This is a genomic window from Paenibacillus sp. YSY-4.3, assembly GCF_054767475.1.
Map to the genome: position 1 here is coordinate 309,810 of NZ_BAABMC010000005.1, position 23,588 is coordinate 333,397.

The 23,588-nt window shown below is 48.3% G+C and carries 17 protein-coding genes; 10 read left to right on the forward strand and 7 right to left on the reverse strand.

All coding sequences use genetic code 11. The features are described 5' to 3' along the window. The first annotated feature begins 38 nt into the window (after window positions 1–38). Window positions 39–1,613, forward strand: a complete 1,575-nt coding sequence (locus tag ACYUJT_RS18175) for a response regulator (RefSeq protein WP_460324755.1) — start codon at window positions 39–41, stop codon at window positions 1,611–1,613. A 27-nt stretch (window positions 1,614–1,640) separates the two neighbouring features. Next, window positions 1,641–3,404, forward strand: a complete 1,764-nt coding sequence (locus ACYUJT_RS18180; RefSeq protein WP_460324757.1) for a cache domain-containing sensor histidine kinase — start codon at window positions 1,641–1,643, stop codon at window positions 3,402–3,404. On the opposite strand, the gene aspA is transcribed toward ACYUJT_RS18180, so the two are convergent. Next, window positions 3,380–4,819 carry an aspartate ammonia-lyase gene (gene aspA / locus ACYUJT_RS18185; protein WP_460324759.1) on the reverse strand — a complete coding sequence of 480 codons (1,440 nt, stop codon included), beginning with the start codon at window positions 4,817–4,819 and terminating at the stop codon, window positions 3,380–3,382. The genes ACYUJT_RS18180 and aspA overlap by 25 nt on opposite strands. Window positions 4,820–4,917: 98 nt before the next feature. Beyond that, complete coding sequence (locus tag ACYUJT_RS18190; protein WP_460324761.1) at window positions 4,918–6,177, reverse strand: GNAT family N-acetyltransferase; 1,260 nt, start codon at window positions 6,175–6,177, stop codon at window positions 4,918–4,920. 207 nt (window positions 6,178–6,384) lie between these two features. Here ACYUJT_RS18190 and ACYUJT_RS18195 point away from each other — a divergent pair, with 207 nt between their 5' ends. Then, a complete protein-coding gene (locus tag ACYUJT_RS18195) occupies window positions 6,385–6,546 on the forward strand; it encodes a hypothetical protein (RefSeq protein WP_460324763.1) in 162 nt (53 codons plus the stop codon). 16 nt (window positions 6,547–6,562) lie between these two features. Here ACYUJT_RS18195 and ACYUJT_RS18200 read toward each other — a convergent pair whose 3' ends face one another. The 4 genes from ACYUJT_RS18200 to ACYUJT_RS18215 form a co-directional block, all read right to left on the reverse strand. Beyond that, the gene (locus tag ACYUJT_RS18200) at window positions 6,563–7,252 is read right to left on the reverse strand and encodes an ABC transporter permease (protein ID WP_460324765.1); all 690 of its coding nucleotides are present in this window, start codon (window positions 7,250–7,252) and stop codon (window positions 6,563–6,565) included. Beyond that, window positions 7,253–8,188: an ABC transporter ATP-binding protein gene (locus ACYUJT_RS18205; protein WP_460324767.1), complete on the reverse strand. Its 936-nt coding sequence runs from the start codon at window positions 8,186–8,188 to the stop codon at window positions 7,253–7,255. Window positions 8,189–8,259: 71 nt separating this feature from the next. Then, window positions 8,260–9,222, reverse strand: a complete 963-nt coding sequence (locus ACYUJT_RS18210; RefSeq protein ID WP_460324832.1) for a sensor histidine kinase — start codon at window positions 9,220–9,222, stop codon at window positions 8,260–8,262. Continuing rightward, complete coding sequence (locus tag ACYUJT_RS18215; RefSeq protein WP_460324769.1) at window positions 9,222–9,929, reverse strand: response regulator transcription factor; 708 nt, start codon at window positions 9,927–9,929, stop codon at window positions 9,222–9,224. Before ACYUJT_RS18215 ends, ACYUJT_RS18210 begins: the two co-directional genes overlap by 1 nt. Window positions 9,930–10,089: 160 nt before the next feature. On the opposite strand from ACYUJT_RS18215, the gene ACYUJT_RS18220 reads away from it, so the two are divergent. From ACYUJT_RS18220 to ACYUJT_RS18235, 4 genes are all read left to right on the forward strand, one after another. Further along, window positions 10,090–11,340: an MDR family MFS transporter gene (locus ACYUJT_RS18220; protein WP_460324771.1), complete on the forward strand. Its 1,251-nt coding sequence runs from the start codon at window positions 10,090–10,092 to the stop codon at window positions 11,338–11,340. Window positions 11,341–11,421: 81 nt separating this feature from the next. After that, window positions 11,422–11,694: a hypothetical protein gene (locus ACYUJT_RS18225; protein ID WP_460324835.1), complete on the forward strand. Its 273-nt coding sequence runs from the start codon at window positions 11,422–11,424 to the stop codon at window positions 11,692–11,694. A gap of 183 nt (window positions 11,695–11,877) precedes the next feature. Further along, window positions 11,878–13,647: a protein kinase domain-containing protein gene (locus tag ACYUJT_RS18230; protein ID WP_460324773.1), complete on the forward strand. Its 1,770-nt coding sequence runs from the start codon at window positions 11,878–11,880 to the stop codon at window positions 13,645–13,647. 160 nt (window positions 13,648–13,807) lie between these two features. Next, the gene (locus ACYUJT_RS18235) at window positions 13,808–17,566 is read left to right on the forward strand and encodes an S-layer homology domain-containing protein (RefSeq protein WP_460324775.1); all 3,759 of its coding nucleotides are present in this window, start codon (window positions 13,808–13,810) and stop codon (window positions 17,564–17,566) included. A 657-nt stretch (window positions 17,567–18,223) separates the two neighbouring features. Here the strand turns inward: ACYUJT_RS18235 and ACYUJT_RS18240 are convergent. Beyond that, window positions 18,224–19,747, reverse strand: a complete 1,524-nt coding sequence (locus ACYUJT_RS18240) for a methyl-accepting chemotaxis protein (RefSeq protein ID WP_460324778.1) — start codon at window positions 19,745–19,747, stop codon at window positions 18,224–18,226. A gap of 257 nt (window positions 19,748–20,004) precedes the next feature. Between ACYUJT_RS18240 and ACYUJT_RS18245 the strand changes: the two genes are divergently transcribed. From ACYUJT_RS18245 to ACYUJT_RS18255, 3 genes are all read left to right on the forward strand, one after another. Continuing rightward, complete coding sequence (locus ACYUJT_RS18245; RefSeq protein WP_460324780.1) at window positions 20,005–20,913, forward strand: response regulator; 909 nt, start codon at window positions 20,005–20,007, stop codon at window positions 20,911–20,913. 326 nt (window positions 20,914–21,239) lie between these two features. Continuing rightward, the gene (locus ACYUJT_RS18250) at window positions 21,240–22,070 is read left to right on the forward strand and encodes an ABC transporter substrate-binding protein (protein ID WP_460324782.1); all 831 of its coding nucleotides are present in this window, start codon (window positions 21,240–21,242) and stop codon (window positions 22,068–22,070) included. Window positions 22,071–22,314: 244 nt separating this feature from the next. After that, window positions 22,315–23,424 (forward strand): outer membrane lipoprotein-sorting protein, encoded by a 1,110-nt coding sequence (locus tag ACYUJT_RS18255; protein WP_460324784.1) that lies wholly within the window; start codon window positions 22,315–22,317, stop codon window positions 23,422–23,424. The last annotated feature ends 164 nt before the right edge of the window (window positions 23,425–23,588 follow it).

Here is a 23,588-nt window from a genome sequence, read left to right on the forward strand (position 1 = left end):
ATTAAAATTCAAGAAGATGACTCGGGAGGAGGGGTACCGTGTATAAAGTACTGTTAGCCGATGACGAAATGCTGGACCTCGAAGGATTGAAGCGGTTCATTCCTTGGTCTGAGCTGGGGCTTGAAGTGATTGATGCTGTGAGTAATGGATTCGCTGCCTGCGAAGTTATCAAGCATCGGCCGGTTGATATATTGGTGACGGATATCAATATGCCCAATATGTCAGGGCTGGAGCTGGCACGAAAGGCAATCGAAAAGAAGCCCGACATTCGCATCGTATTTGTAAGCGGTTACCAGGATTTTCATTATGTGAAGCAGGCGTTATCCATGAAGGCTTGCAGCTATGTACTTAAGCCGGTGGATGACGATGAGCTGATCGCATCCCTTCAAACGATCAGGCAAGAGCTTGAGCTCGAAGGTAAACGAAAGGAAGCCGAGGAGCATTACCAAAGTATGATTCCCATGGCAAAAAATGAGCTGCTCATTCGCTTGCTGGAAGGCGAGCTGCAGGGAGATGAGTCTGAGGTTTTGACCAAGCTAGCTGCAGCCAATGGGTTATTTGCGCTTCAAGGACCGCTGCGGGCGGCCGTCATTGAAATGGATGATTTGAATTGGAGAAATCAGAGCAGGCCAGAAGAGGCTGGACAATCTGACGATTTGCTGCAAGAAATGAATAAGCTGCTGCTGGAGTGCGGCATGCAGCATGCCTGTAAGCTGTCCAAACGGCGATTAGCCGTCATCATCCAGGGAGACAGAGTAAATGAATGTTTTGCTGCCTTATATGATGCAGTAAACTCGAAACTGGCTATCCCCATGACGATAGGTCTTGGAGAGCCGGTTCAGGAAATATCCCTGCTCCCGCAATCCTATAAGCAGGCGCTTGAAGCGCTGGATGGCAAAATGTTTATTGGCCGAGGGCATATCATTAAATATGAAGAAGTTCGCCGTACCCCGGAAATGAAGGATGCGAGAACATTGGATATTCGTCTTGATGCTTTGTTCAAGGCGATGTCCAATTATGAGCTCGTTAAAATACATGATGAAATCGATAATTTATTCCAATCGGTATCGACCCTTCGCTCCAAGTTTACGATCTACAACCTGGCGATTTACATCGTCTTCAAGCTGGAGCACTATTTGAGCACGCTGGATGAGGATCTGTCCAAAATGCTTGGCTTCGAACTTTCTAATCTGGATATTGTATTGAAATTCGATATGATGGACGATATTCGTTCCTGGCTCGTACGTAAAGCCTTCGAAATTTCTGAAACCTTGCGGCGGAGGGAGAGTTCCCAGTGCAGCAGGTTGATCCGCGATATATTGAGCACGATGCAGGAGCAGATGCATGAGAATATTACGTTGAAGGATATTGCTCACAAATTTTCCTTCTCGCCGAATTACTTGGGCCATCTATTTAAGGAAGAAGTGGGAAAGACCTTCAGCGAAATGCTGGTTCAGCTCAGAATGGAACAAGCCTGCGAACTGCTGCGAAATCCGAAGCTCAAAATTTATGAGGTAGCCGATCAGGTTGGATATCGTTATATCCCATATTTCAGCAGGCAATTTAAAGAAACCTACGGGATGACGCCAATGGAGTTTCGCAAACGAGAATAATACTGGAGGGAAGACATGTTGATCCCTATGAAGGAAAAAAAACGACAGAGGCCGTATATCCCGTTCGGCTATAAGCTGATGCTTACATATATGTTCTTTATCGTCATTCCTGTCATCGCCATCGGCTATTTCTCGAATGCCATGTATCAGGAGTCGATCCGCAAGCATGCCCGAACGAATACGCAGGCAACACTGCTGCAAATTCGGGATAATATCGAATACAAGCTGGAGGATGTGGAACGAGTTTCTTCTATTATATATGATGATTATTCCCTGGTCTGGCAGCTGCGCCATTTCGAGAACGGCTGGGATACTTATGACAGGACGATGACGATCCTCAGGCCCAAGTTTCAGAACGCGATGCAGGCGACACGGATTAATATTGCCATGTTTATTTTTTTGCAGAATCAGCATTTTAACGAATCCTATTATGGCTCCTTCGAGCAAGAGAACCTGGATACGCTGGAACGCAAATACAACATATATCATGCGGAACGATTAGTTGATCAAGAGTGGTACAGGGCCCATCCCGAAGAGGAATACGGGAAAACGATGGTCTGGAGAAAAGTGCAGCGCGACGAGGAATTCGGACGGATATCCCTGTTACGGCGCATGGTTGATGTATTTCCGCTGGAAGTCAAGGAAGTTGGGTTTATGCGTTTTAGCGCTAGAATTCAGGAGCTGTTTGAAGCGATGGATTATTTGAAAATCGGAGAGGGCAGCGTACTGCTTCTTAGGGATGAGCAGGGTAGGGTCTTATATCAATCGGGCGAAGTCCCCGCAGGCTGGAGAACGGAAGAACTGTCCGAGAAGGATTATTTAACCATCACTGAAACGTTGAATGAAGGGAATTGGAAGCTTCATGCCTATGTGCCAATGACGATTATGGAGCGGGATTCTGCACGGGTTAGCATGTTTATATTGGGGACATGTGTTATTTTACTGATCGTATTTTCGATCGCGGGCATATTCATTTCGCGGTATTTCTCGGTGCGCGTCATGAAGATCGTATCCGTATTGAACGCTTTCCGCGAAGGCGACCTGCACAAACGGATGCGTTACAAGGGGAAGGATGAATTCTCTCAAATCGCCTCTGCGCTGAATGAGATGGGTCAGAACATCGATCATCTCATCGAACAAGTGTATCTGACGCAAATCGAGAAGAAGGAGGCGGAACTGGAATCTCTGCAGGCGCAGATTAATCCGCATTTTCTGTATAATACGCTGTCCTCCATCAGCCGGTTGGCCAAATTTGGCGAAATCGACAAGCTGCAGAAAATGGTGCTTGATCTCGCTAAGTTCTATCGTCTCTCTTTAAATGAAGGAAGAACGGTGATCCCGATTCGCCATGAGCTGGAGCAGGCTGAAGCCTATCTCAATATCCAGAGGACGAAATACGGGGACAAGGTGACGATTTCCTACGACCTCGATCCGGAGATCGTGCGATATGTAACCATTAAATTGATTTTACAGCCTTTCATTGAAAATGCGCTGGAGCATGCCTGGTTTGGCGATGCCCTCCATATTCGGATTGAGGCGAAGAAGATCGGCGACAATATCGTCTTCAAGGTGATCGATAACGGCCTTGGTATGTCTCTTGCGTTCATTCGCCGCATCTTCGACCCGGTGGAAGGCCAGAACGTCGGCTTCGGCATCCGCAACGTAAATAGCCGCATTCAGCTCCATTTTGGCGCTGAATACGGCGTAACGATTGGCAGCAGGCCGGGGATGGGAACGACAGTGCAGATCGTCATCCCCGCCACCCCTTACTTCCCGGAGGAAGGGGTATGATGCAGGAATTTGGCCCCGGCAATTCCCGGCGAGGTCATCTCGTGGGGATCGAGGATTTCATCGAGCTCCTCCGGGGTTAACACTTTATATTCGAGGCATAGCTCACGCACGGAGCGGCCCGTGGCAATAGCTTCGGCGGCGATTTTGCTGACCGTTTCGTAGCCCAGATGCGGGTTGAGCGCGGTAATGATGCCGACGCTCTGGTCCACGTAGGATTTGCATTGCTCCACGTTCGCTGTGATTCCTTCCAGACAGTATTTCTGGAACGATTGGAAGGCCTGTTTCATGATGCTGATGGACTGCATCAGGTTGAACACGAGCACGGGCTCCATGACGTTCAGCTCGAATTGTCCCGCCTCGGCAGCCATGCTTATGGTGGTGTCATTGCCGATAACCTGGAAGGCAACCTGGTTAATGAGCTCGCACATGACAGGATTGACCTTGCCCGGCATGATCGAGGAGCCGGGCTGTCGGGCCGGCAGGGTAATTTCCTTGAACCCCGTTCTAGGTCCGGAAGCCATCAGCCGCAAATCGTTGGCGATTTTGGACATGTTGATCATGCAAAGCTTAAGCGCAGCCGACGTCTCCGTATACGCGTCGCAGTTCTGCGTGGCGTCGACGAGCTGGGCCGCCGAGAACATCGGATAACCGCTTAGCTCGGCCAGCAGCTTGACGACCCGTTTGATATACTTCGGGTCCGCGTTTAGTCCGGTGCCGACTGCCGTAGCGCCCATATTGATTTCAAACAAAGCTTGTCTCGTCTGGTCCATTCTGCGAATGTCCCTTTCCAGCACGCGCCGGTAGGCTTCGAACTCTTGTCCGAGACGGATCGGCACGGCATCCTGCAAATGAGTCCGTCCCATCTTGATCACGCTGTCGAACTCCTGCGCCTTCTTCTTAAACGTATCGGCCAGTGAGCGAGTAGTCTTAATTAGCCCGTCGAGCAGGTTCAGGATAGCTATATGATTCGCTGTGGGGAATGCGTCATTCGTCGATTGGGACATGTTAACGTGGTTGTTCGGGCTGACTGCGGCATAATCGCCCTTCTCTTTGCCGAGAATCTCCAGTGCACGGTTCGCGATCACTTCGTTGGCATTCATGTTGATCGAAGTGCCTGCGCCGCCTTGGATCGGATCGGTAATGAATTGATCGTGATAATGTCCGCGCATAATTTCGTCCGCTGCTTGGATGATCGCTTTACCGACCGCAGTGTCGAGCTGGCCGATGTCCATGTTCGCCTGGGCGGCCGCTTTCTTCACCAGGGCAAGCGCATGGATAAGCTCGGTATTTATTTTGTATCCGGTAATGGGAAAATTCTCTACCGCACGCATCGTTTGGACGCCGTAGTAAGCCTCTTTCGGAACTTCCAAAGAACCGAGAAAGTCCTTTTCGATTCGGAATGAGTTGTTTGGCATGATTCTTCCACCTCTCCTTATGTCTACAATTATATTGTAACCTTTTTCAACAGCAGGATATCCAGGTAAGAGCCTGTTTTATATCCGATGGCTCGGAATCAGAATTTATCCGTTAAATAAAACACGGAGTTTTGAATCGGAAACATGACCTGCAGCAATTCAACCATCGGAGGATGCGGCTGATGCCGCGCTTCAGAGCGAAGCTCGACCGTCATTTCGTTGTTGTACCCATGAAGCAGCATTGTCACAAGCTCCGGCTGCCGGAACTCCAGGGTGGCAACCCTGCTGGAATCGTAATCCACAACAACCGTTAAATGTTCCTCTTCATATATGAGCAGGGCGGACTGTTCTTCGCAGCTTAAGGCAAGTCTGAAATTGACAGTCGACTCGTTACGCAGCCTACGCTCCAAAACCGGCTTTATAATCTGCAGCGTTTCGGCCAGCCGGATCATTTTCCACATCATCAGGTCCGATACTGCTTGCTCCGCATTCCAATCCTTCAGGAGCGGCAGTAAAGCGTGATCAGTCGGCAGCCTGAATTGCAATGTCTCTATATTCGGATGCTGTGCAGTCAAATGGGACAGAATCGGCAGAATTGCGGACTCATGTCCCGGCAAGTAGCAGAGCTCCTCAAGGGTAATGGCTTCGTTATTCCACGGATTCCGCCGCCCCAGGCGGCCGTAAGCGATGATGGCCTCACCCAGCAGGGCAACGGACCACGTGCCTTCCCGCCATTCGTCCGACTGCAGCATCTCCTGCCAATAGACGTGATTGCGTACCCGTGATAAAGTACGCCTTTGATTGTTTTGCTCAAAAATTGCAGCGATTTGCTCCAGATGGGCTGACGGCTCGAGAGGCTTGACCGAATAAGGAGCATTCGCTGCTGCTGCATCCGAATCCGCCAAAGCTAGGCTTATCCGATCAGAGAATTGATCTGCAGGCAGCCAATATTCCGTTTCCGGGACGATGGTCCAGCCCAATTTTTCATAAAAAGGATGGATGCTCGCGAGAAGCAACGATAAATCGTAACCTTCCTGCGCCATCCATTCCGTTAGTTTTTGCAAGATTTGCAGACCTAGTCCTTGTCCGCGGTATTCGGGTTTCGTTGCTACGCTGCCGATGCCGGCAACCTTGAGCGTTACCTCCTCTACGCGGCAAATATAAGGGAAAACTTGGACGGTGGAGGCGATGGCTCCATCCACGACAGCTACCCAAGTGGTATCAAAGCGGTAAGCGGTACTGTGGTCAAGCCGGGATTGAAAATAAGATTTGCCTACCGGAAAGCAATGGTCCAGCAGTTCGTAGACCTCCTCCAGCTCGATACGGCTCTGAATCGGACGAATCTCCATTTTCGACATTTCAGGTCACATCCAATGCTCCATTAGTTAACTAGATAAGTCTAATGTACCATGTTCCACAATGTACCTACAATACAGTTAAGGCGGAACAATGAATTATTCATGTCCGCCCTAACTGCAACTTTATTCCCTTTTATATCGTAATAAGTTTAAAGCGTGCGGTAACTGGTTAAATAACACAAAAGTGAGGAAAGGAGCGAGACAGCGATGGACATTATCGTTCACAGTGCATTGCCTTATTACTCTCAGCATCCAAGATCACCGATTATGCATCTTTCCAGGAAAAGTGACGACACGCGCAAGTCCGTCCGGTTCAAAGACGTGCTTCACGAGAAGATGAAGACTAACCGCGACAAGCAGAAGCGTTAACCAGTATTCAGGTGATCTACCCGACATCGGTCCTCTCCACGTTGCGAATCGTCCAGCCGGCTATAGCTACGCCAACAACAGCCAGGGCCAACGGGACATAAACGATTGAGGCGATCGAGAACCCCGGATTGTGCGAGCCGATCAACGCGACGATAAAAATGGCAGATACGATCGTCGCAGGTACGGATTGCTTGCGCATGCCGAAATACAAGGGGATCAAACTGGTGCCCGCCGTGGCGACCGAGAAGGTGAATATGGATAACACCTGTTTAAGCAAGAATTCTGTGTCTACGTTACCGGGAATGAAATGTAGATAAGAATTCAGCAGCACAAGCAAGCCTGCCGAGAACAAATTGGTAACAAAGACGGTTATAAAAGTTAAGATCATAATGAACAGCAGCTTCGCGCCGATCAATTTTTTACGGCTGATGGGATAAGAGAAGAGGATAAAGATAGTTTTGTTTTTGTATTCTTCAACTATGAGTTTAGCTACTAGCACCCCGCCTAGAATGACGCAGGTCACTCTTGCAACAGCCCCGACGACAACCAAGGCTTCATCTAAATCTCTTAGGGGAACTTCATGGGGAGCTTCTACATAATTAACCAATATGAGTATTGCTATGATGCACAGGCTGGCGATAAACGCACTGCTGAAATACCACCCCAGCGAATGTTTCTTCAGCTCCAGCTTCATAAGCTTGATCATTTACGATGCCCCCTTCATATTTTTGTTGTTGCGTTGAATAAGATCCAGGAAATATTCCTCCAGGGACATCGATTTCTTGTTGATGGCCTCGATCTCGATGTTCTGTTGAACTAACGCCCGAAAAATCTCCCCCTGACTGATCGATGCATCATAAATGCGGATGACCCGATCATGCAGTACTTTGAAATTGGAAATCTGCAGCTGGTGGTCCAGAATGGCTGCAGCCCGGCTGGGTTCCCCTGTAGTTAGTTCAATAAACTCCGTATTTTGTCCCCGAATGCTCTCCATAGACACTTCATCGATTAGTCTGCCATCGCTGATTACTCCGATTGTATCTGCAATCTGCTCGATCTCACCCAGCAGATGAGTTGAGATTAACAGGGTAATCCCGTACTCCTTGCTCAAGGTCTGGAATAATTGGCGCATTTCCTGAATTCCTAACGGATCAAGCCCGTTTATCGGCTCATCTAGAATGAGCAGTTCGGGTCTGGTCATGATCGCCCTGGCAATGCCAAGCCGCTGCTTCATGCCAAGGGAGAATTCCTTCACCGGTTTCTGATCGGTATTCCTTAAATTGACCATATCCAGAGCTTCTTGAATGGCATGTTTGTTATGGTAACCCATATATTCGCCATGCAGCTCCAAGTTTTGTGCAGCCGTCATTTTCTCATAAAATATCGGGTACTCGATGATGCTGCCGAGCCGTCCCAACACTGCGTAAGAAGCAGCCGTCAATCGCTCGCTGAACAGCAGAATCTCCCCGGTCGTGGGCTTCACGAGATTGGTCAGCATCTTCATGATGGTTGTTTTGCCGGCGCCGTTTGGCCCGAGGAAACCATAAATTTCTCCCTTTCGGACCTTCATGTTTACATTGCTGATGGTTTCTTTCCCGTTGTAGGCCTTGCTCAGCCCGTGGGTCTGAATGATATATTCCATTGGCATGGCTCCTTCCGTTATGTTACGACCTCATTCTAGCTGCGGAAATTATCTTATTTGTGATATAAATCTTACAAAAATCTTACGTTTGCACCGGCCGCCAGGCGCAGCTTAATCGTGAATGCCGTCTTGTGGAAAGGTTGGCTGTGCAGCGTAATCGATCCGTCCATCGCCTCCACCAGCCTTTTGGTAATCGTTAGACCCAGTCCGCTGCCCTGAAAGGAACGATTCCTCGATTCCTCGAGCGTAAACATGCGCTCAAATACACGCTCCAGATTTTGCTCCTGAATGCCTTTGCCACGATCCCATACTTCTATCGTCACGTGGGTTTCATCCGCAGCAAGGGCCAGGCCGAGTGTTCCTCCGTCGTGTCCATAGCGGATCGCGTTAGAGAGCAGATTGGTTAATACCCTCTCTAGTGCTTCCTCATTTCCGTAGGCATATATCGGGTGGTCGGGAATTTCGATGACGGTCTCCATGCCGCTGGATTGAACCCACTCGTAAAAAGCTACCATGTTTTGTCGGCAAATTTCATTGATATGTACTTTCTTTATCTCAATCTGCCGGTCCCCGGACTCCAATTTTGCCAGGTCAAAAAAAGAATTGATCAACGCAATGATTTCCGACGTTTTGTGCTGAATATGACGAAACAGGCGGCTTCGTTCGGCTTCATCCATGGCAGGATCGGCTTGGATCATTTCGACGTATCCCAGAATGACGGTCAGCGGCGTCTTTAAATCATGCGAAATATTCGCCAGCATTTTTCTCATGGATTGCTCTGTTCTTGCATAGCGAACGGCCATTTTCTGGCTGCTGGCCAATACCCCCTCGATGTCCATGACCAAGTCTTGCAAATATTTATCATCGGTAAAGAGCAGCAGCCGTTCAGAGGTTTCGTTACCGATAATGCGGTTTAACTTCCTGGATATCTCTGATAGGCTTGAATCACGCTTCTTTTGCGCAGCATATTGAATGAGGTTCCAACTGAATGATCCAGCGAGAAGGACGGTCAACATATACAGTAAGGCGGTCATCACTGAAAATCCCCTAATTTGTAGCCTATGCCCCAGACGGTTTTGATATATTGCGGGGAGGAAGGATTGTCCTCGATCTTGTCGCGCAGCCTGCTCATATGAACGTTAATAATATTCTCGTCGCCGTAGTATTCGTCTCCCCAAACGGAGCGGTATATCTGCTCTTTGGTAAATATCTTTTTCGGATAGGTGAACAGCAGCTTCAAAATGCTCCATTCTTTGGCGGTCAGGTGAATCTCACGCCCATGCTTGCTTAGCCGGATATTGTCGATATCCATGCTCATGTCCTGAACGGTAATGATGTTCGAACTGCTTGAAGCGAGACCTCCCGCTGCTGAATATTCCGTCGCCCGCCGAATCGCGGATTTGACGCGAGCGGTCAACTCAATCAAGGAGAAGGGCTTGGCGATATAGTCGTCAGCTCCAAAACCAAGTCCAAGCGCTTTATCCACTTCACTATCCTTCGCCGACACAATGAGCACGGGAACGCGGCTGTGCTCCCTAATTTTTTTGAGGAAATCCATGCCGTTTAAGTAAGGCAGCATGAGATCCAGCAGTACAAGTGCGTAGCTTTGCTCGCCGAATAAGCGCAGGGCCTCCTCCCCATCGCGGGCGAGCGTAATGGAGAAGCCTTCTTTGGACAAGCAATTGATAACCATTTCGCTGATCGAAAGGTCGTCTTCAACAAGCAGTATGCTTTGATTCATTGCGGTTACCTCCTATTCTCCCGTTTCCCAGGAATTGGGCCATGTGTTGGATTTCATTTTACCATATCCGCAGTCTAGCAATAGATCTTGACAGTTTAAAAAATTAAGCGTTAAATGGTTGAATAGTTTTGAATAAATTGTAAATAAAGAAGGCGCATAAATGAACGCTCATTTGAAACAAATTCACCCGTTGTCCTGGACGATCATCATCGGCACGATTTTTGGCCGCACCGCGATTTCGATGAGCATCCCGTTTTTGTCGATTTACCTGATCCGCTCCATGGGCGCCACGCCAGCTGAGACGGGGATCGTCGTAGCCGTCAGCTCGCTGATCGGCGTATTTGCCAGCTTCTATGGCGGTTATGTATCCGATGTCATCGGCCGCAAAAAGGTGCTCTTCATTGCGATCTTCGGCTGGGTACTCGTATTTACCGGGTTTGCATTTGCGAATAAAATATGGATTTTCTTCATTATGAATGCTTTAAACGGTCTGTGCAGGGCGACGTTCGAACCTACTTCCCGAGCGCTTCTTGCCGACATTACTCCGAAGGAGAGCAAGCTGCTCGTATTCAATCTACGATATGCGGCCATTAATATCGGGGTCGTCATCGGGCCGCTGCTCGGACTGCAGGTAGGGGCTACCAATTCCAATAGCGTGTTTCTAATAGCGGCCGTAGTTTACGCCTGTTATGGCATCTGTCTGGTCGTGCAGTTTTGGCGCTATCATGAGCTTGGACAGGCAAACAAAGAAAATGAGCAGCGGCTTGGCCTCGGCGGGGCTTTGAAAGCGACAGGCGGAAACCGGACATTTATGCTGGTGCTGATCGGAATGATTTTCTGCGTGCTCGGTTATGGACATTTCGACTCCACGCTGGCCCAGTATATGGAGATGAGTCCGCGGATTGAAGAGGGAGTCAAATGGTTCAGTTACCTGATATCGCTCAATGCGGTAGTCGTGCTGGCGGTTCAATATCCTCTCGTACGGCTCTCCGCCCGCTTTGCGCCGGCTCTGCCGATCATTGCCGGTAACTTGTTCACGGGTACTAGCCTTGTTTTATTCGGGATGTCCGATACACTCCCTTTTTTAATGATATGCGTCGTTATATTTACTGTTGGCGAGGTGCTGATTTTCACAGCAACGGATGTTCTTGTCGATCGCATAGCCGAGCCTGAGCTGCGGGGAGCATACTTCGGTATGTTTGGTTTTAATAACTTGGGAACGGTATTGGCGCCTTTGCTGGGCGGTTTTCTGCTTGAGGGGCTGGGGGTCGCTTCGTCACAGCTTATTTTTGCGCTCATCGGATTGACGACCTTTATCGGCGTTCCGTTTTTGTATTTGGCTCACCGGAGCTTGCGGCAGTTGGAGAAGGCTCGTACCCATCGCGAAGGTCAGCAAACCATTTCCTCTTGAGGATTATACAATTTATATATTAGGCAATCGTCCACACTCTCCCGGCAAATGACGCGTATATTGTGTCATGAGCCTGGGGAGGTGATAAGCTTGGTAAAGATCAGTGATCAGGCGAAGAAGTACCTGAGTAAGAGGGTCAAAATCAAGACAAAGACCGGGGCGGTGCTGTACGGAAAAATCGTCAAGGTAAGCGGGAATAAGCTATACCTTCAAGTGTCCTCCGTCCATGAGCGGGGCAGCAAGACCCATGCTACGTTCGCTCCGTTCATTATTCCGCTCGTGCTGTTTGATTTGCTTGCCATCTTGCTGCTGGAAAGACGGAGAAGACGGCGGCGCAGAATTGTAACGCTGTAAGAAGAACATAGTCATTATTTTGGGGAGCCTGGGGAGGCTCCTTTTTTGCCCGAAGTTGATGGGGATTTTTTACGCTTAGCATCTTTTAGGATGGTAGTTTTAGTTTATAATGGGGTAAAACCAGCACATATTCACTTGAGCCAAGAATGATAACATATCACGGTTAAAAAGGATTGTAGCGTAATGATAAATATTCCCGGTTACTCTATCACACGGACGGTTTACGAAGACTCTTATCTTCTAGTTGCATTCGCCTCTATAGAACAAACGTCTAAGCAGGTGTTGTTAAAAATCGTTAAAAGCGGAAGAAGCGTAACGATTGAAAACGCCAAGCTTATTCATGAGTTTAATTTTTTGAGCGAACTGGATATGAAGGGTCTTCTCAAGCCTAGTTCCTATTTGAATTTTAAAAATATGATGGTGCTGGAGTACGAACCGGTTCACGCGTTAACCTTACGGGATTATTGGTCAAAGGCGACTGTGACACCTGATACATATGTGCAAATAATGAAGAGTGTAGTGACGCGCTTACAGGAGCTTCATGAGCACCAAATACTTCATTTAAATATCAGGCCCGACACACTGCTCATCCAGCGCCATACGGATGAAGTGTTCCTAACTGGGTTTGGGTATGCGGTGCAAATGAATGAGCGGAAGGAGCAAGGCCAGAGCAGCTTGGAAGGAAATCCAATATATATGTCGCCAGAGCAAACGGGGCGAATGGATTATCCGGTTGACGATCGCGCGGATATTTATTCTTTGGGGATGGCTTTCTATGAATTATTTGCCCGGAGGCTTCCTTTCACTGCAAAGGGAGCACTGGATTGGGCGCATGCCCATCTGGCCCTGCAGCCTGTGCCATTAGATCAAGCAAACCCGACGATACCTTCGATCATCTCGGATATTGTGATGAAAATGCTGGCCAAAAACCCGGAAAGTCGTTATCCAAGCATGAAAGCCATTTTGGAGCAGCTAGGGGAGCATACCTTAGTAGTGAATGGGAAAAACAGTTTTGCTCGGGCTAAATGGGAGATGAGCGCGAACGGGGGGGACGATCCGCGAAATACTGGATTACCCTGGCATACGAATGCTACGGCTTTTTCTTCTGGAGATCATCACGTCCAAGCTCATCGCACTACACTGGTTGTAACCGATAATATTGTCAGTTATCCTCAAGTACTGGATTTGGCCGCTATCGTTCAAGCGTCAGAAATCTTCGCAGAGAATATGAGCGGGGAACAAATCGCAGAGCAATTAATGCAGCTTATAATAAAGAACGCAGGAGCGCAGCGCGGATTACTTATCATTCCCAGCCATAATCAATGGTATGTGAGTATAGAAGCCAAGCTTGAAGGTCAGGCAAAAGTCTCTTCGCTTCAGCACATTCCTTTAGATACATACCCGGAAATAAGAAGAGAGCTTGTGGCCGGCGCTCTTCAGGAGAAAATGGTTATGCAAGCAGCGACGCGGGAAGCATTTCGGGAGACAGCGCTGGCTGCAAGAAGTAAAGTCAGCGGGATTATTCTTTGTATGCCTATCGTCATCCACGAGGAAGTTCACGGTTTGCTGTATATGGAGAATATGCTTACATCAAAGCATTTTGCAGCCGAACGATTCCATGTGATCAAAAATTTAGCCTCACAGGCTTTATTTGCATTAAAGTCTAGGTTATTAGCCATTTCTACTGGAGATCGACATGATGAAGAGCAAGTCATAGAGCTGGATGGACTGACTGAAGTCAGGCGTTCATTAACTACAAGGGAGCAGGAAGTGCTAAAGCTCGTATCTGAAGGGCTATCCAATAAAGAAATTGCCGCAGCATTAACCGTTACGAGTGAAACGGTTAAAACGCATCTCAAAAACATATTTGAGAAGCTAAAGGTAGATCGGCGCATGAAGGCAGCGGCTATAGCCAAGACGATTGGATTGCTGGATGAGGAAGAGCGCAGGTAAGCTATAGTTAAGCGATATAGAAAGTATCCATAAATATCCCTCGGTCGGGGGATATTTATTTTATTTTTTACAATTTACAATTTGAAGTGATGGGCGGATCCAGAAAGGGGAGTGTACTATTAAATACCCAGATAGAAAAAAAATTATTTGTTTGTTATCGATGATCTGTTTTACGGCGACGCTCTTATTTGCCGGCCCTGCAAACAGAGCTTCTGCCGAGCAGATACAAGCCGAGACGATTAATATCATTAATTACAGTCCGAGCGGATTCGCAACGATGTCACATCGCTATAGTGATGGAAAGGATATATCCTATATTGATTTAAACTTTAGTCAGCTGCCTTCCAACGCGAAGTGGGCAACGTTTATGCCGATCCGAGGTTTGAGCAATGGGATAGAAATCTATTACAGTCGTGACGGAATAACAACCGAGAAACGATTCATCAGCGATTATTGGTACGGACTTCCTACTGATGCTAGATGGATCACGGTCAGCAATTTCGACGGCGGATTTGGCCAAGGGAATCCTATTCACAACCAAAAATACAGATACAGCCTGGACGGTGTCACTGTATTGGAAGGGGATTCGGTTCCTGCAGAAGCGATATGGGCGACCTTAAGTTATTATGAGACCACTTGGGACGGCGAGACTAAAACGCTTGATTTCGGCAGATCCTCAGGCACCTATACGTTAAACGTCGATACGATACAGAAAGTGAGTATCTCATCGAGCAATCAGAACGCTCCGAAGTACGCGCAGGCCGGAGATACGGTCACGCTATCCATTTCTTCTGCATTTTATCTGAAGCCCCCCGTCGTGCGAATTGCCGGGCAGGAGGTTCAGGTGGTGCAAAATGGAAATCGTAAAAACTGGAAGGCTGCCTTGACACTGGACTCTTCCGTTCCTGAAGGCCCTATCCCGTTTATGCTCGAATATGAAGATGAAACAGGAAATAGGCGCGGCCAGCTTGACGCCACTACGGACGGGAGCAAGGTTCACGTCGATAAAACTCCGCCAATCATTATTGAACTTAGTCATTCACCATCAGTTTGGACACAGCAGAATGTGTATGTCGTAGGTACCGTGAGAGATGATGCATCTGGTGTTGCTGCACAAAAATGGCTGCTGGGCGAACATGACGCCTCAGTCATGCGGAATTATGGAACCACAGTGCCTGGAAATTACTTCGTGGCTACTAACAACGGCAAGTATACATGGTACGCGAAAGATCAGGTCGGCAATGAAATCGTCGCCGTCACTGAAGTTAAGAATATTGACCGCGTGGCACCGACGCTAGAGGTCCTCACGAAGCAGCAGGGATGGACGAACCAGCCGATCCCGGTTACGGCCAATGCCGTCGATTATCAGAGCGGCTTGAATTCGGGGCAATTCAAATGGGCTGCAGGACAGCAGACAGCCGGTTATTTCCTTACAGGCGGTACCTTAATCGTGAATAATACTTTCCTTGCCGATAGCAATGGCAAGTATACCGTCTATGCTGTGGACCAGATTGGCAATGAGACGTTCCAGACCATCACCATCGATCAAATCGACCTCATTCCACCAAACATCACGTTAACGCCTTCTACGGGGGCGCCAACAAGTCAAGATGTGATCATTGATGTCAGTGCGCTTGATCAAGAGAGCGGAATAGCTGAGCAGAAATGGGCCAAGGGAGACCTGAATGCCGCCGCTTTCGCTCAGGGGGGCAGCGTGTTTACCGGCAGCTTTCCTGTGTCCGAGAATGGCATATATACGGTCTTTGCCAAGGACAGAGCAGGGAATGAAACTGTACGGACGATTTCCGTGACGAATATTTTCAAGACGGGTCCAAGCCTCTCCCTCGCTTTGTCTTCAACGAGCTGGAGCAATCAGCCTGTTGCCGTAAATATCAACTATATCGACAACGGGAGTGGGATTGCCGAGCTGGAGTGGGCCAAGCAGGGGCCGAATGGGCAGCGGGCTCCCTTGAATGTGGATGCTGTCCAATTCCTCGTTCAAGAGAACGGGATTTATACGGTCTATGCTAAGGACAAAGCCGGGTTCGAGGTAAGTGCCGATATTGAGGTGAGCCGTATCGACATAGAGGCTCCGCAGCTGGATGTGAGCTTGGATCCAGTGGATTGGACGAATCAGCCTATCACAATCACCGCTGCCGCTAACGATGATACGGATGACCAGGTGGCTTTGAAATGGAATGCGGGACGACAGCCCGTCTCATTTTTTCAAAATGGCGGAGGAGTTTCATTCCAGAATTCTTTTCAAGTCAGCCAAAATGGAGAGTATACGGTCTACGCTGAGGATCACGCAGGGAATGGGGTCGTAGAGGCGATTGTGGTAAGCAATTATGACGGAGCAGAGCCTACGATTCATCTCAGCATTGGGAACGCCCTGCCGACCAACCAGAGCGTGACGGTAACCGCCGACGTATATGACCGTTTAAGCGGGATCAGCGAGGTGAAGTGGGAGGCTGGAGACCAGCCTGTCAGTTATTTTGAGCTGGCCGGTACGGACTTTGGCGGATCAAGCTCTTTTGAAGCTGAGCTGAATGATATCTATACAGTTTACGCGAAGGATCGCGCCGGCAATGCTGCCGTACAAACGATCGAGATAACAAATATCCATAGGGATGTGCCGATCATTAAGCTTACGGTATTTCCGACGGTATCTACGAACCAGAACGTCACTGTGACTACATCTGTTTACTCGCCAGTGAACTTGGTCGCAGCCAAAATGACGTTCGGGCTCCAGGATGCTGCCTATTTCGAGCATAATGGAGATCCGTTATTGCCGGAAGTGGTCGCCGTGGATAATGGCTGGATCAGCTTCTATGCGAAGGATGAGGCCGGCAATGAAACGGTGAAGCAAATCGAAATTACGAACATTGACCGCAATCGGCCAGTCATTACGTTAACGGGCGATTCGATCATTGTTCTTGTACAGGGCACCGCCTTCCAAGACCCGGGGGCTAAAGGCATGGACGATGTGGATGGAGATATTTCGCATACGATCAGGGTGTCAGGCCAAGTTGATACTGGAGCTGTCGGCGAGTATATACTGCGGTATAACGTCTCTGATGCAGCGGGGAATGCAGCGGAAGAGGTTATACGGACCGTGAAAATAACTCCTCGGCCTATTATTGATGACAATGGGCAAGGAGGCGGGGGCAATAACAGCGGTGGCGGAGGGTCGCCTTCCAGTGGAGGCAGCCCTTCCGGGGGAAACTCATCCAGTGGCAGCGGAAATCCGCCCGGAGGGGATAACACGGCTCCTGCCAAGGAGACCGGAGATGGCTCCAAGCCGGATGAAAGTGAATGCTCAGCGGGGGCTGCATGCAGCGCTAATGATAGCCAGGTATTCTTGAGCGACATTGAAGGACACTGGGCTAGTGAAGCGATTCGGGAGCTGGTAAGAAGGGGTTGCGTTAAAGGTTATCCAGATGGAACCTTTCAGCCGAATCGCAAGGTAACCAGAGCCGAGTTCATCACTTTATTGGTTCGGGCTCTTGAATTGAAGGGTCAGGAATTCACTGCGTATGCCCCTGTGTTTGACGATGTGCAGGGACATTGGGCACAGAAGACTATAGCCGCAGCACAGCACTATGGGCTGATTCACGGCTATAGCGACCGCGTATTCGCTCCGGATGAGCTGATTACGCGCGAACAAATGGCCGTGATCGCAGCCAAGGCCTATGGCTTGAGAGTAGAAGCGGCTACCGATTCCACTGCGATTGAATCAGGCAATCTGCTATACGAGGACGCTGGTGATATTTCTATGTGGGCGCGGATTGCTGTTCAGTGGGCAATGGAGCAGCAGATGATGATCGGCCTGCCCGGCAACAGGTTTCAGCCGCAAGTGCACACGACAAGAGCCGAAGCAGCTGTCGTATTGCTGAAGCTAATCAGGCAATTTGAATAGTATGTTTTGTGTTGGATGTGAAAATAACCTATTTTCCATCCAACTTTTTTGTACTGAGCTTTTGAGCGGGAAAGCAGCAAGGCGGATGCCTGTCACCTTCAGTAGATTGTGGGACAAAGCCACGATTCCAAATTCAACGTGAACCTTTTTAGGCCCCGCAAAGAGAAACGGCGGAACGACCGGTTGCCCATGATGTGACCAAACACCCTCTCCATCTTCACTTTACGCCGAGCATGGTTCAAGTTTCTCGTCTGGTAAAGCGAACGTACCGGCCATTCGGGCAACTAAACGGTCATTCAGCTTATCTAAATGGATTTGTAGTAGTTAGTTTCTGCGGCAAAGAAAGGAAAGTAGATTTAAATGTAATTCATGTCGTTAGAAGAAGGGAGAAGGCCATCACGGGCTGGATTCTTGATTTTAAGTGCATAAAATCCATTTAATCCTCTGAAGTATGCGTTTAGAGCATAATTAGATACATGGATTCCATTTAGTGTTTGACAGCTTAGTGTTCGACAACTTATTAATGATGAGCTAAGAATGAGATGCAGGCAAGAGAGAAAATTGATTCCGCAGAAATGGAAAGCTTTCTGAAAGAAAGGGGCGCCCCTCGGTCATCTATGATGACTTTTGCGACAGCCCCTTCTTTTTGCTGTCCAGTTATGGTCTACCCGCCGATAAGCTCCTCTCAACGCTGCCGATAATACCGCCTAACTCGGCAACGAGAGATTCCAGGTTCAACGCGATATCATTGACTGCGTCGGAGGATGCAGATTGCTCCTCTGCGGCGGATAATATTTTCTCGATATTCGAGAAAAATGCCGATGTTATTTCGGACACCTGAATCATCATATCATGGGTCTGTTTGGAATGCTGGAGCAGTAAATCGGTCGTACCGGATATGTCCTTGATTTGCTGATCCACGGTGTTCGAAGATTCGGAAATTTCAGCAAAGACGCGCTGCGTCTCGGTAATTTGCTCCAGACCTTTCTGCACTTCGCTTAAGCTGACGTTCATTTCGCTGAGCACCTGATCAATACGGCTTTGGAAGGATTGAACGTTCCTGTGGATTTCGGCAGCAGAGTCATTGGATTGGCCGGCCAGCTTGCGGACTTCCGCCGCGACTACGGCGAATCCGCTTCCGTGTTCTCCAGCCCGGGCCGCTTCGATCGAGGCATTGAGAGCCAGCAAATTAGTCTGATCTGCGATGGACGAAATGAGATCCACGAGCTTTTCGATTTCCTGGGAGCTATCGGCCAACTGATGGATGATCTCGTTCACATTGTTAACGGAAGAGGTAATTACGTGAATCTGGCTTGCCAGTAAATGAATCCTCTCTTGCCCATAAACGACCTGTTTCGAGGTTGCCAGGGAACTCTCGGTGACTACATTAGCGTTCTCGTTAATATGCCCGACCTGATCCACCATGCTTTGAATGCTCTCGACACCTAAGCCTAGCTTATTCGTCTGCTCGTAAGCCCCCATAGAGATCGTTTCAATGGAGGTGACGATTTCTTGACTGGCCTTGGCGGACTGGCTGGCGCCGGACAAGAGCTGGGTGACGGCATTCAACACCGACTCGCTGGAATCATTCATGTTTTGGAGAACTTTGTCTAAAGCCTGCTGCTGGGAAGCTACTTTTTTCTCGTATTCACTAGTATGTATTTGTTTGGAATAGACGAACCAGATCGTTGCTCCGCTTGTAAGAATTAAATAGAGGGCATGAATGAGCAGCAGTGAGAAACGGTAATCGGACATGCCGCAGAGCAGCTGTGGGAACCAGAAATAACCGGCTAAATGCTGAACTGCGAATATAGCGGTGCTGTAGATGAGTATTCTAATATTTTCATAGTAAGCAATAATCGCGATCGTCATAAATATGGAGAAGTGATACTCCACGAATCCGTCGCCGCCAGCCATAATGGAAATACTGCTGAATGTCAGCGTTGTGCTGTTCAGCCATGGCAGAGCCGGGGAACTGGTACTCTTCCTATAAATGAGGAGGCTTAATATCATTAGGACAATCGGAATAAAAAAGAGCAAATTTTTGAAAAGGGATAGCCCCTGCGATAACTGGCCGATCCCGCTCATCGCTCTATGAACTTCGAACAGAGATGTATATCTGTGCACGGCATGCGTTCCTACAGATAGCAACAGCGAGATTCCGGACAAAATGAGCATCATTGAATTTTTTTGCAAATGCTTTAACTTCATCTTTCGTTTCCAACCTGCCTTTATAAAAATTTCATTACAAATATGTGAAGCTATTCATTAACGCCTCTTCCTCGCCGAAAATGTAATCAAATCCTTCAGACGAAGGAACGGGTTCGGCGACTCGTTATTTTGGCATAATGTACATCATATATCGCTGAACTCACAGAAATCTCACAACATGCATAGTACTTGTCATTTGCGTCATAAATCAGGCTGAGGGTAGGGGGATGTCATTGCTAAGAACAGTTATCGTTGAGGATGAAAGGCTTTCTTTGAATATGATGAAAAGATACATTGATGAGCATCCGGAATATGAGCTCATCGGGGCTTATTCCGATCCGTTCGAGGCGTTGAAAGACATCCCCCGCTTGCAGGTTGACGTGCTTTTTACTGATATCGGCATGCCTGGCTTAAATGGATTGGAGCTGGCGGAGCGGGTAAAGCAGGATTCCATGCAAATCGTGTTTACGACGGCACATCGGGAATATGCGGCCGATGCCTTTCGCGTCGATGCGGTGGATTATTTGCTGAAGCCGGTTACGCGCAGGGCAGTCGATGCGATTGCCGCCAAATTAGAGCGAATAAAGCGTTTGCTCGCCATGGAGGCTTTGAAGTTCAAGGCGTCTGTCATGACGGTAAAATGCTTTGGTTCATTCCGAACGACCAATCAAGATGGAGTTATCGTGAAATGGCCAACGAAAAAAACGGAAGAAATGTTCGCTTATTTTATCGTGAACGAGGGGCAAATTTTAAACAAATGGATCCTTGCAGATAGTCTATGGCCGGAGATGGATGGTGCGAGAGCGGTTCACAATGTATACAATACGATCTACCGGTTGAAGAGGACATTTGAGGAGTTCTCCCTGCCTTTATCGATCAGAGTGATCAATGAGGGGTATGTTCTTGAAGCAGTCGACGGGGCGATCAGTGTGGATCTATACGATTACCGGGAACTGTCAGGGCAGGAGAAGTTGACGGCAGGTCAGCTCCAGCTCTTGCAAAACCTATATGCAGGTTCCTTATATCAGGATAGAGACTATCCTTGGTGCATCAATCTAAGGGAAAGTCTGGAAGTGATGCATATGACAAAACAGCAGGATATGTCCTTACTGGCTGGAACAGCCGATATGACCTAAGCAAATATGGAGCTGATCCGTTCAACGCAAGGAACCCGAAGGGGTTCTTTTTTTGTTGTCCGTGTCCGTACGAAATGATTTCATTGTATTGACAATACATGAAGATGGTCATATAATCATTAACGATAATGATAATCATTATCAATAAAACAATCGGAGGAAATACTGTGCCTTATACATATCGTTTTAAAAATCAATTGAGATCTTCTTTTATCATTGTTTTTATTTTAGCTGTTGCGTTGATTTCGGGATGCGGCTCTGCCGGATCAGTAACAGGACAGAATAATGTTCCCGCAGAAACGGAAGTTCTCTCCCCTGTTACGCGTATGGTCAAGGATGTGAGCGGCGATGTGGAAATTCCAGCTGCACCACAGAAAATTGCTGTATTGCTGGATTACTATTCGGATCATTTGCTGGAGCTTGGAATCAAGCCTCATGCCTCGACGACGTCGCTTGTCAATCATCAGTTCCTACCATATATAGCAAATCAAATGGAAGGTGTAATCCCGTTAGGCGCATCGGAATCTCCGAACCTGGAGGCGTTGTTGGAGGCTGAGCCCGATTTAATTCTTGCTTACGCCCCCTCTCATCAAGAAATCGAAGATAGTTTGCGGAAGATAGCTCCGACGCTCATGCTTGACGGAGAATTAATGAGCGATTGGCGCCAGCTGCTCCTGGAGCTGGGAAGAATCGTCGGGCAAGAGGAACTAGCGCAGCAGAAGCTTAACGACTATTTGACTAAAGCTGAGAGCGCAAAAGAGGAGCTGGGTCGCAGGGTTGGCGAAGAAGTGTTTGTCGTTATGCGAGTGATGCCGAAGGAATTGAGAGTGTACGGAGTGGACGATATCCGGATCGGCCGCATCATTCATCAGGAGCTAGGTCTAAACGGCTTGAAGCTTGCCGAGGGTAAAGCGATGCAGACAATTTCGCTGGAAGAGCTGCCGAATCTTAATCCGGATCATATTTTTCTGATGGAGAATGTAGAGGATACGGCGAAGAGCAGGCTAGACGAATTAAAGAACTCAGCCATATGGAAAAACATAAAGGCGGTTCAGGAGGACCAGGTTTACATCGTTGAGCAGCAATTATGGAACCGCGGAATTGCGCCGATCGGCTCCAATCAAATCATTGACCAAATTCTAGAAATCGTAAGATAGCGTACCGGCGTTCGGGAATATTTTGCACAATCAGCTTCTAATCTGGCAGCTTAATGCTAGCGGATTCTGGAAGTATCTATGCAAATATTCTTGGCGCCGGTTTTATTATATGTTATAAATAGCCATGCATACCTTTGTAATCCTAGCCAAGTTCCTGCTTGTCAAACTAGTCCGCATAATCGGCCAAGTTCCCTCATAGACATGTTATCAGTTTAGGAAATCAATCTGCAGAGGGGATGATCTCATGCGACGGATCACTTGGGCGTTAGTCATTGTGATATGCTTGAGTGCTGTATTGGGCGGTTGCGGCAAGAAAGATGCTGACGGAGTCGTCAAGGATTTGGACAAAATCGTTACGAAGCTGGAGAGCTACCAGGGTTCGGGAACGATGACGCTCCATACGGGGGATAAACCCCAAGAATACAAGGTTGAGGTATGGTATCAGAATCCGTCTTTTTATCGGATTGCTCTGACGAATGCCCAGAAGGACATTACGCAGATCGTCCTTAAGAACGATCAGGGCGTCTATGTGTTGACGCCGAGTCTGAACAAGAGCTTCCGCTTCCAAAGCGATTGGCCGGAGAACCAGGGTCAGGTCTACTTGTATCAGACGCTCGTGCGAAGCATCCTTAGCGACAACACTCGTCAATTCGTAAGCGATAAGGATAGCTATGTGTTCGATGTAGCCGCGAACTACAATACCCACGCGCTTGTGCGTCAAAAAATTTGGCTCGACAAAGACGACTATGCGCCGAGGCAGGTACAGGTCTCGGACGCTGAAGCGAAGGTCGTGGTTGAAGTGAAGTTCGAGAAATTTAACTTTAATGCCAAATTTGACGATAAATCATTTGATATGCAGCATAATCTAGATACGGCAGGCCAAAAGTCCAAGGGAACGCTTCTTGAAGTGGATGAGAACGGGATGCTCGTCGAAAGCACGGAGGCTTCCGAAACAGGTGCGAGTGCAACGGATCAAGGTGTAGAAGGGCAGGGCTTGGCAGCTCCGGCGCTGAGTGAGCCGTTCGGCGTCATTATTCCGACGTACTTGCCTGAAGGTGTAGCGTATAAAGATGATAAAGTCGTAGATGATAGTGATAGAAGCAGCGTACTGCTCCGATATGACGGTACATATCAATTTACGTTAACCGAATCCCGTTCACCGGATCGTACGGTTTCGCTGGCAACCGGAACAGTTATCGATCTCGGTTTCACTGCGGGCCTGCTGACAGGAGATGAGCTGCAGACTTTAACCTGGACCATGGATGGACTGGAATTCCGTATTACAAGCGACAATCTTCCCGTGAGCGAAATGGCAAAAATAGCCGCGTCTATGGAGGAACAAACGGGTAAATAAGAAGAGGCTGGCGGACTTGCGGTACTTCTGATAGGCTGTAGGAGCTATCGAACCCGTCAGTCTGTCTCTTCTTTTTATTTGGAATAAACCGCATTATGGGTTAAAATGACTTCGTATGCACAATATGGTTTATTCTGTTTAATTGACAGCGGCCTTCTGGAACA

Coding starts and splice junctions, on each gene's coding strand:
- ACYUJT_RS18180 (WP_460324757.1), top strand. CDS start 1,641: ATGAAGGAAAAAAAACGACAGAGGCCGTATATCCCGTTCGGCTATAAG.
- aspA (WP_460324759.1), bottom strand. CDS start 4,819: ATGCCAAACAACTCATTCCGAATCGAAAAGGACTTTCTCGGTTCTTTG.
- ACYUJT_RS18190 (WP_460324761.1), bottom strand. CDS start 6,177: ATGTCGAAAATGGAGATTCGTCCGATTCAGAGCCGTATCGAGCTGGAG.
- ACYUJT_RS18195 (WP_460324763.1), top strand. CDS start 6,385: ATGGACATTATCGTTCACAGTGCATTGCCTTATTACTCTCAGCATCCA.
- ACYUJT_RS18200 (WP_460324765.1), bottom strand. CDS start 7,252: ATGATCAAGCTTATGAAGCTGGAGCTGAAGAAACATTCGCTGGGGTGG.
- ACYUJT_RS18205 (WP_460324767.1), bottom strand. CDS start 8,188: ATGGAATATATCATTCAGACCCACGGGCTGAGCAAGGCCTACAACGGG.
- ACYUJT_RS18210 (WP_460324832.1), bottom strand. CDS start 9,222: ATGACCGCCTTACTGTATATGTTGACCGTCCTTCTCGCTGGATCATTC.
- ACYUJT_RS18215 (WP_460324769.1), bottom strand. CDS start 9,929: ATGAATCAAAGCATACTGCTTGTTGAAGACGACCTTTCGATCAGCGAA.
- ACYUJT_RS18220 (WP_460324771.1), top strand. CDS start 10,090: ATGAACGCTCATTTGAAACAAATTCACCCGTTGTCCTGGACGATCATC.
- ACYUJT_RS18230 (WP_460324773.1), top strand. CDS start 11,878: ATGATAAATATTCCCGGTTACTCTATCACACGGACGGTTTACGAAGAC.
- ACYUJT_RS18235 (WP_460324775.1), top strand. CDS start 13,808: ATGATCTGTTTTACGGCGACGCTCTTATTTGCCGGCCCTGCAAACAGA.
- ACYUJT_RS18240 (WP_460324778.1), bottom strand. CDS start 19,747: ATGATGCTCATTTTGTCCGGAATCTCGCTGTTGCTATCTGTAGGAACG.
- ACYUJT_RS18245 (WP_460324780.1), top strand. CDS start 20,005: ATGTCATTGCTAAGAACAGTTATCGTTGAGGATGAAAGGCTTTCTTTG.
- ACYUJT_RS18250 (WP_460324782.1), top strand. CDS start 21,240: ATGGTCAAGGATGTGAGCGGCGATGTGGAAATTCCAGCTGCACCACAG.
- ACYUJT_RS18255 (WP_460324784.1), top strand. CDS start 22,315: ATGCGACGGATCACTTGGGCGTTAGTCATTGTGATATGCTTGAGTGCT.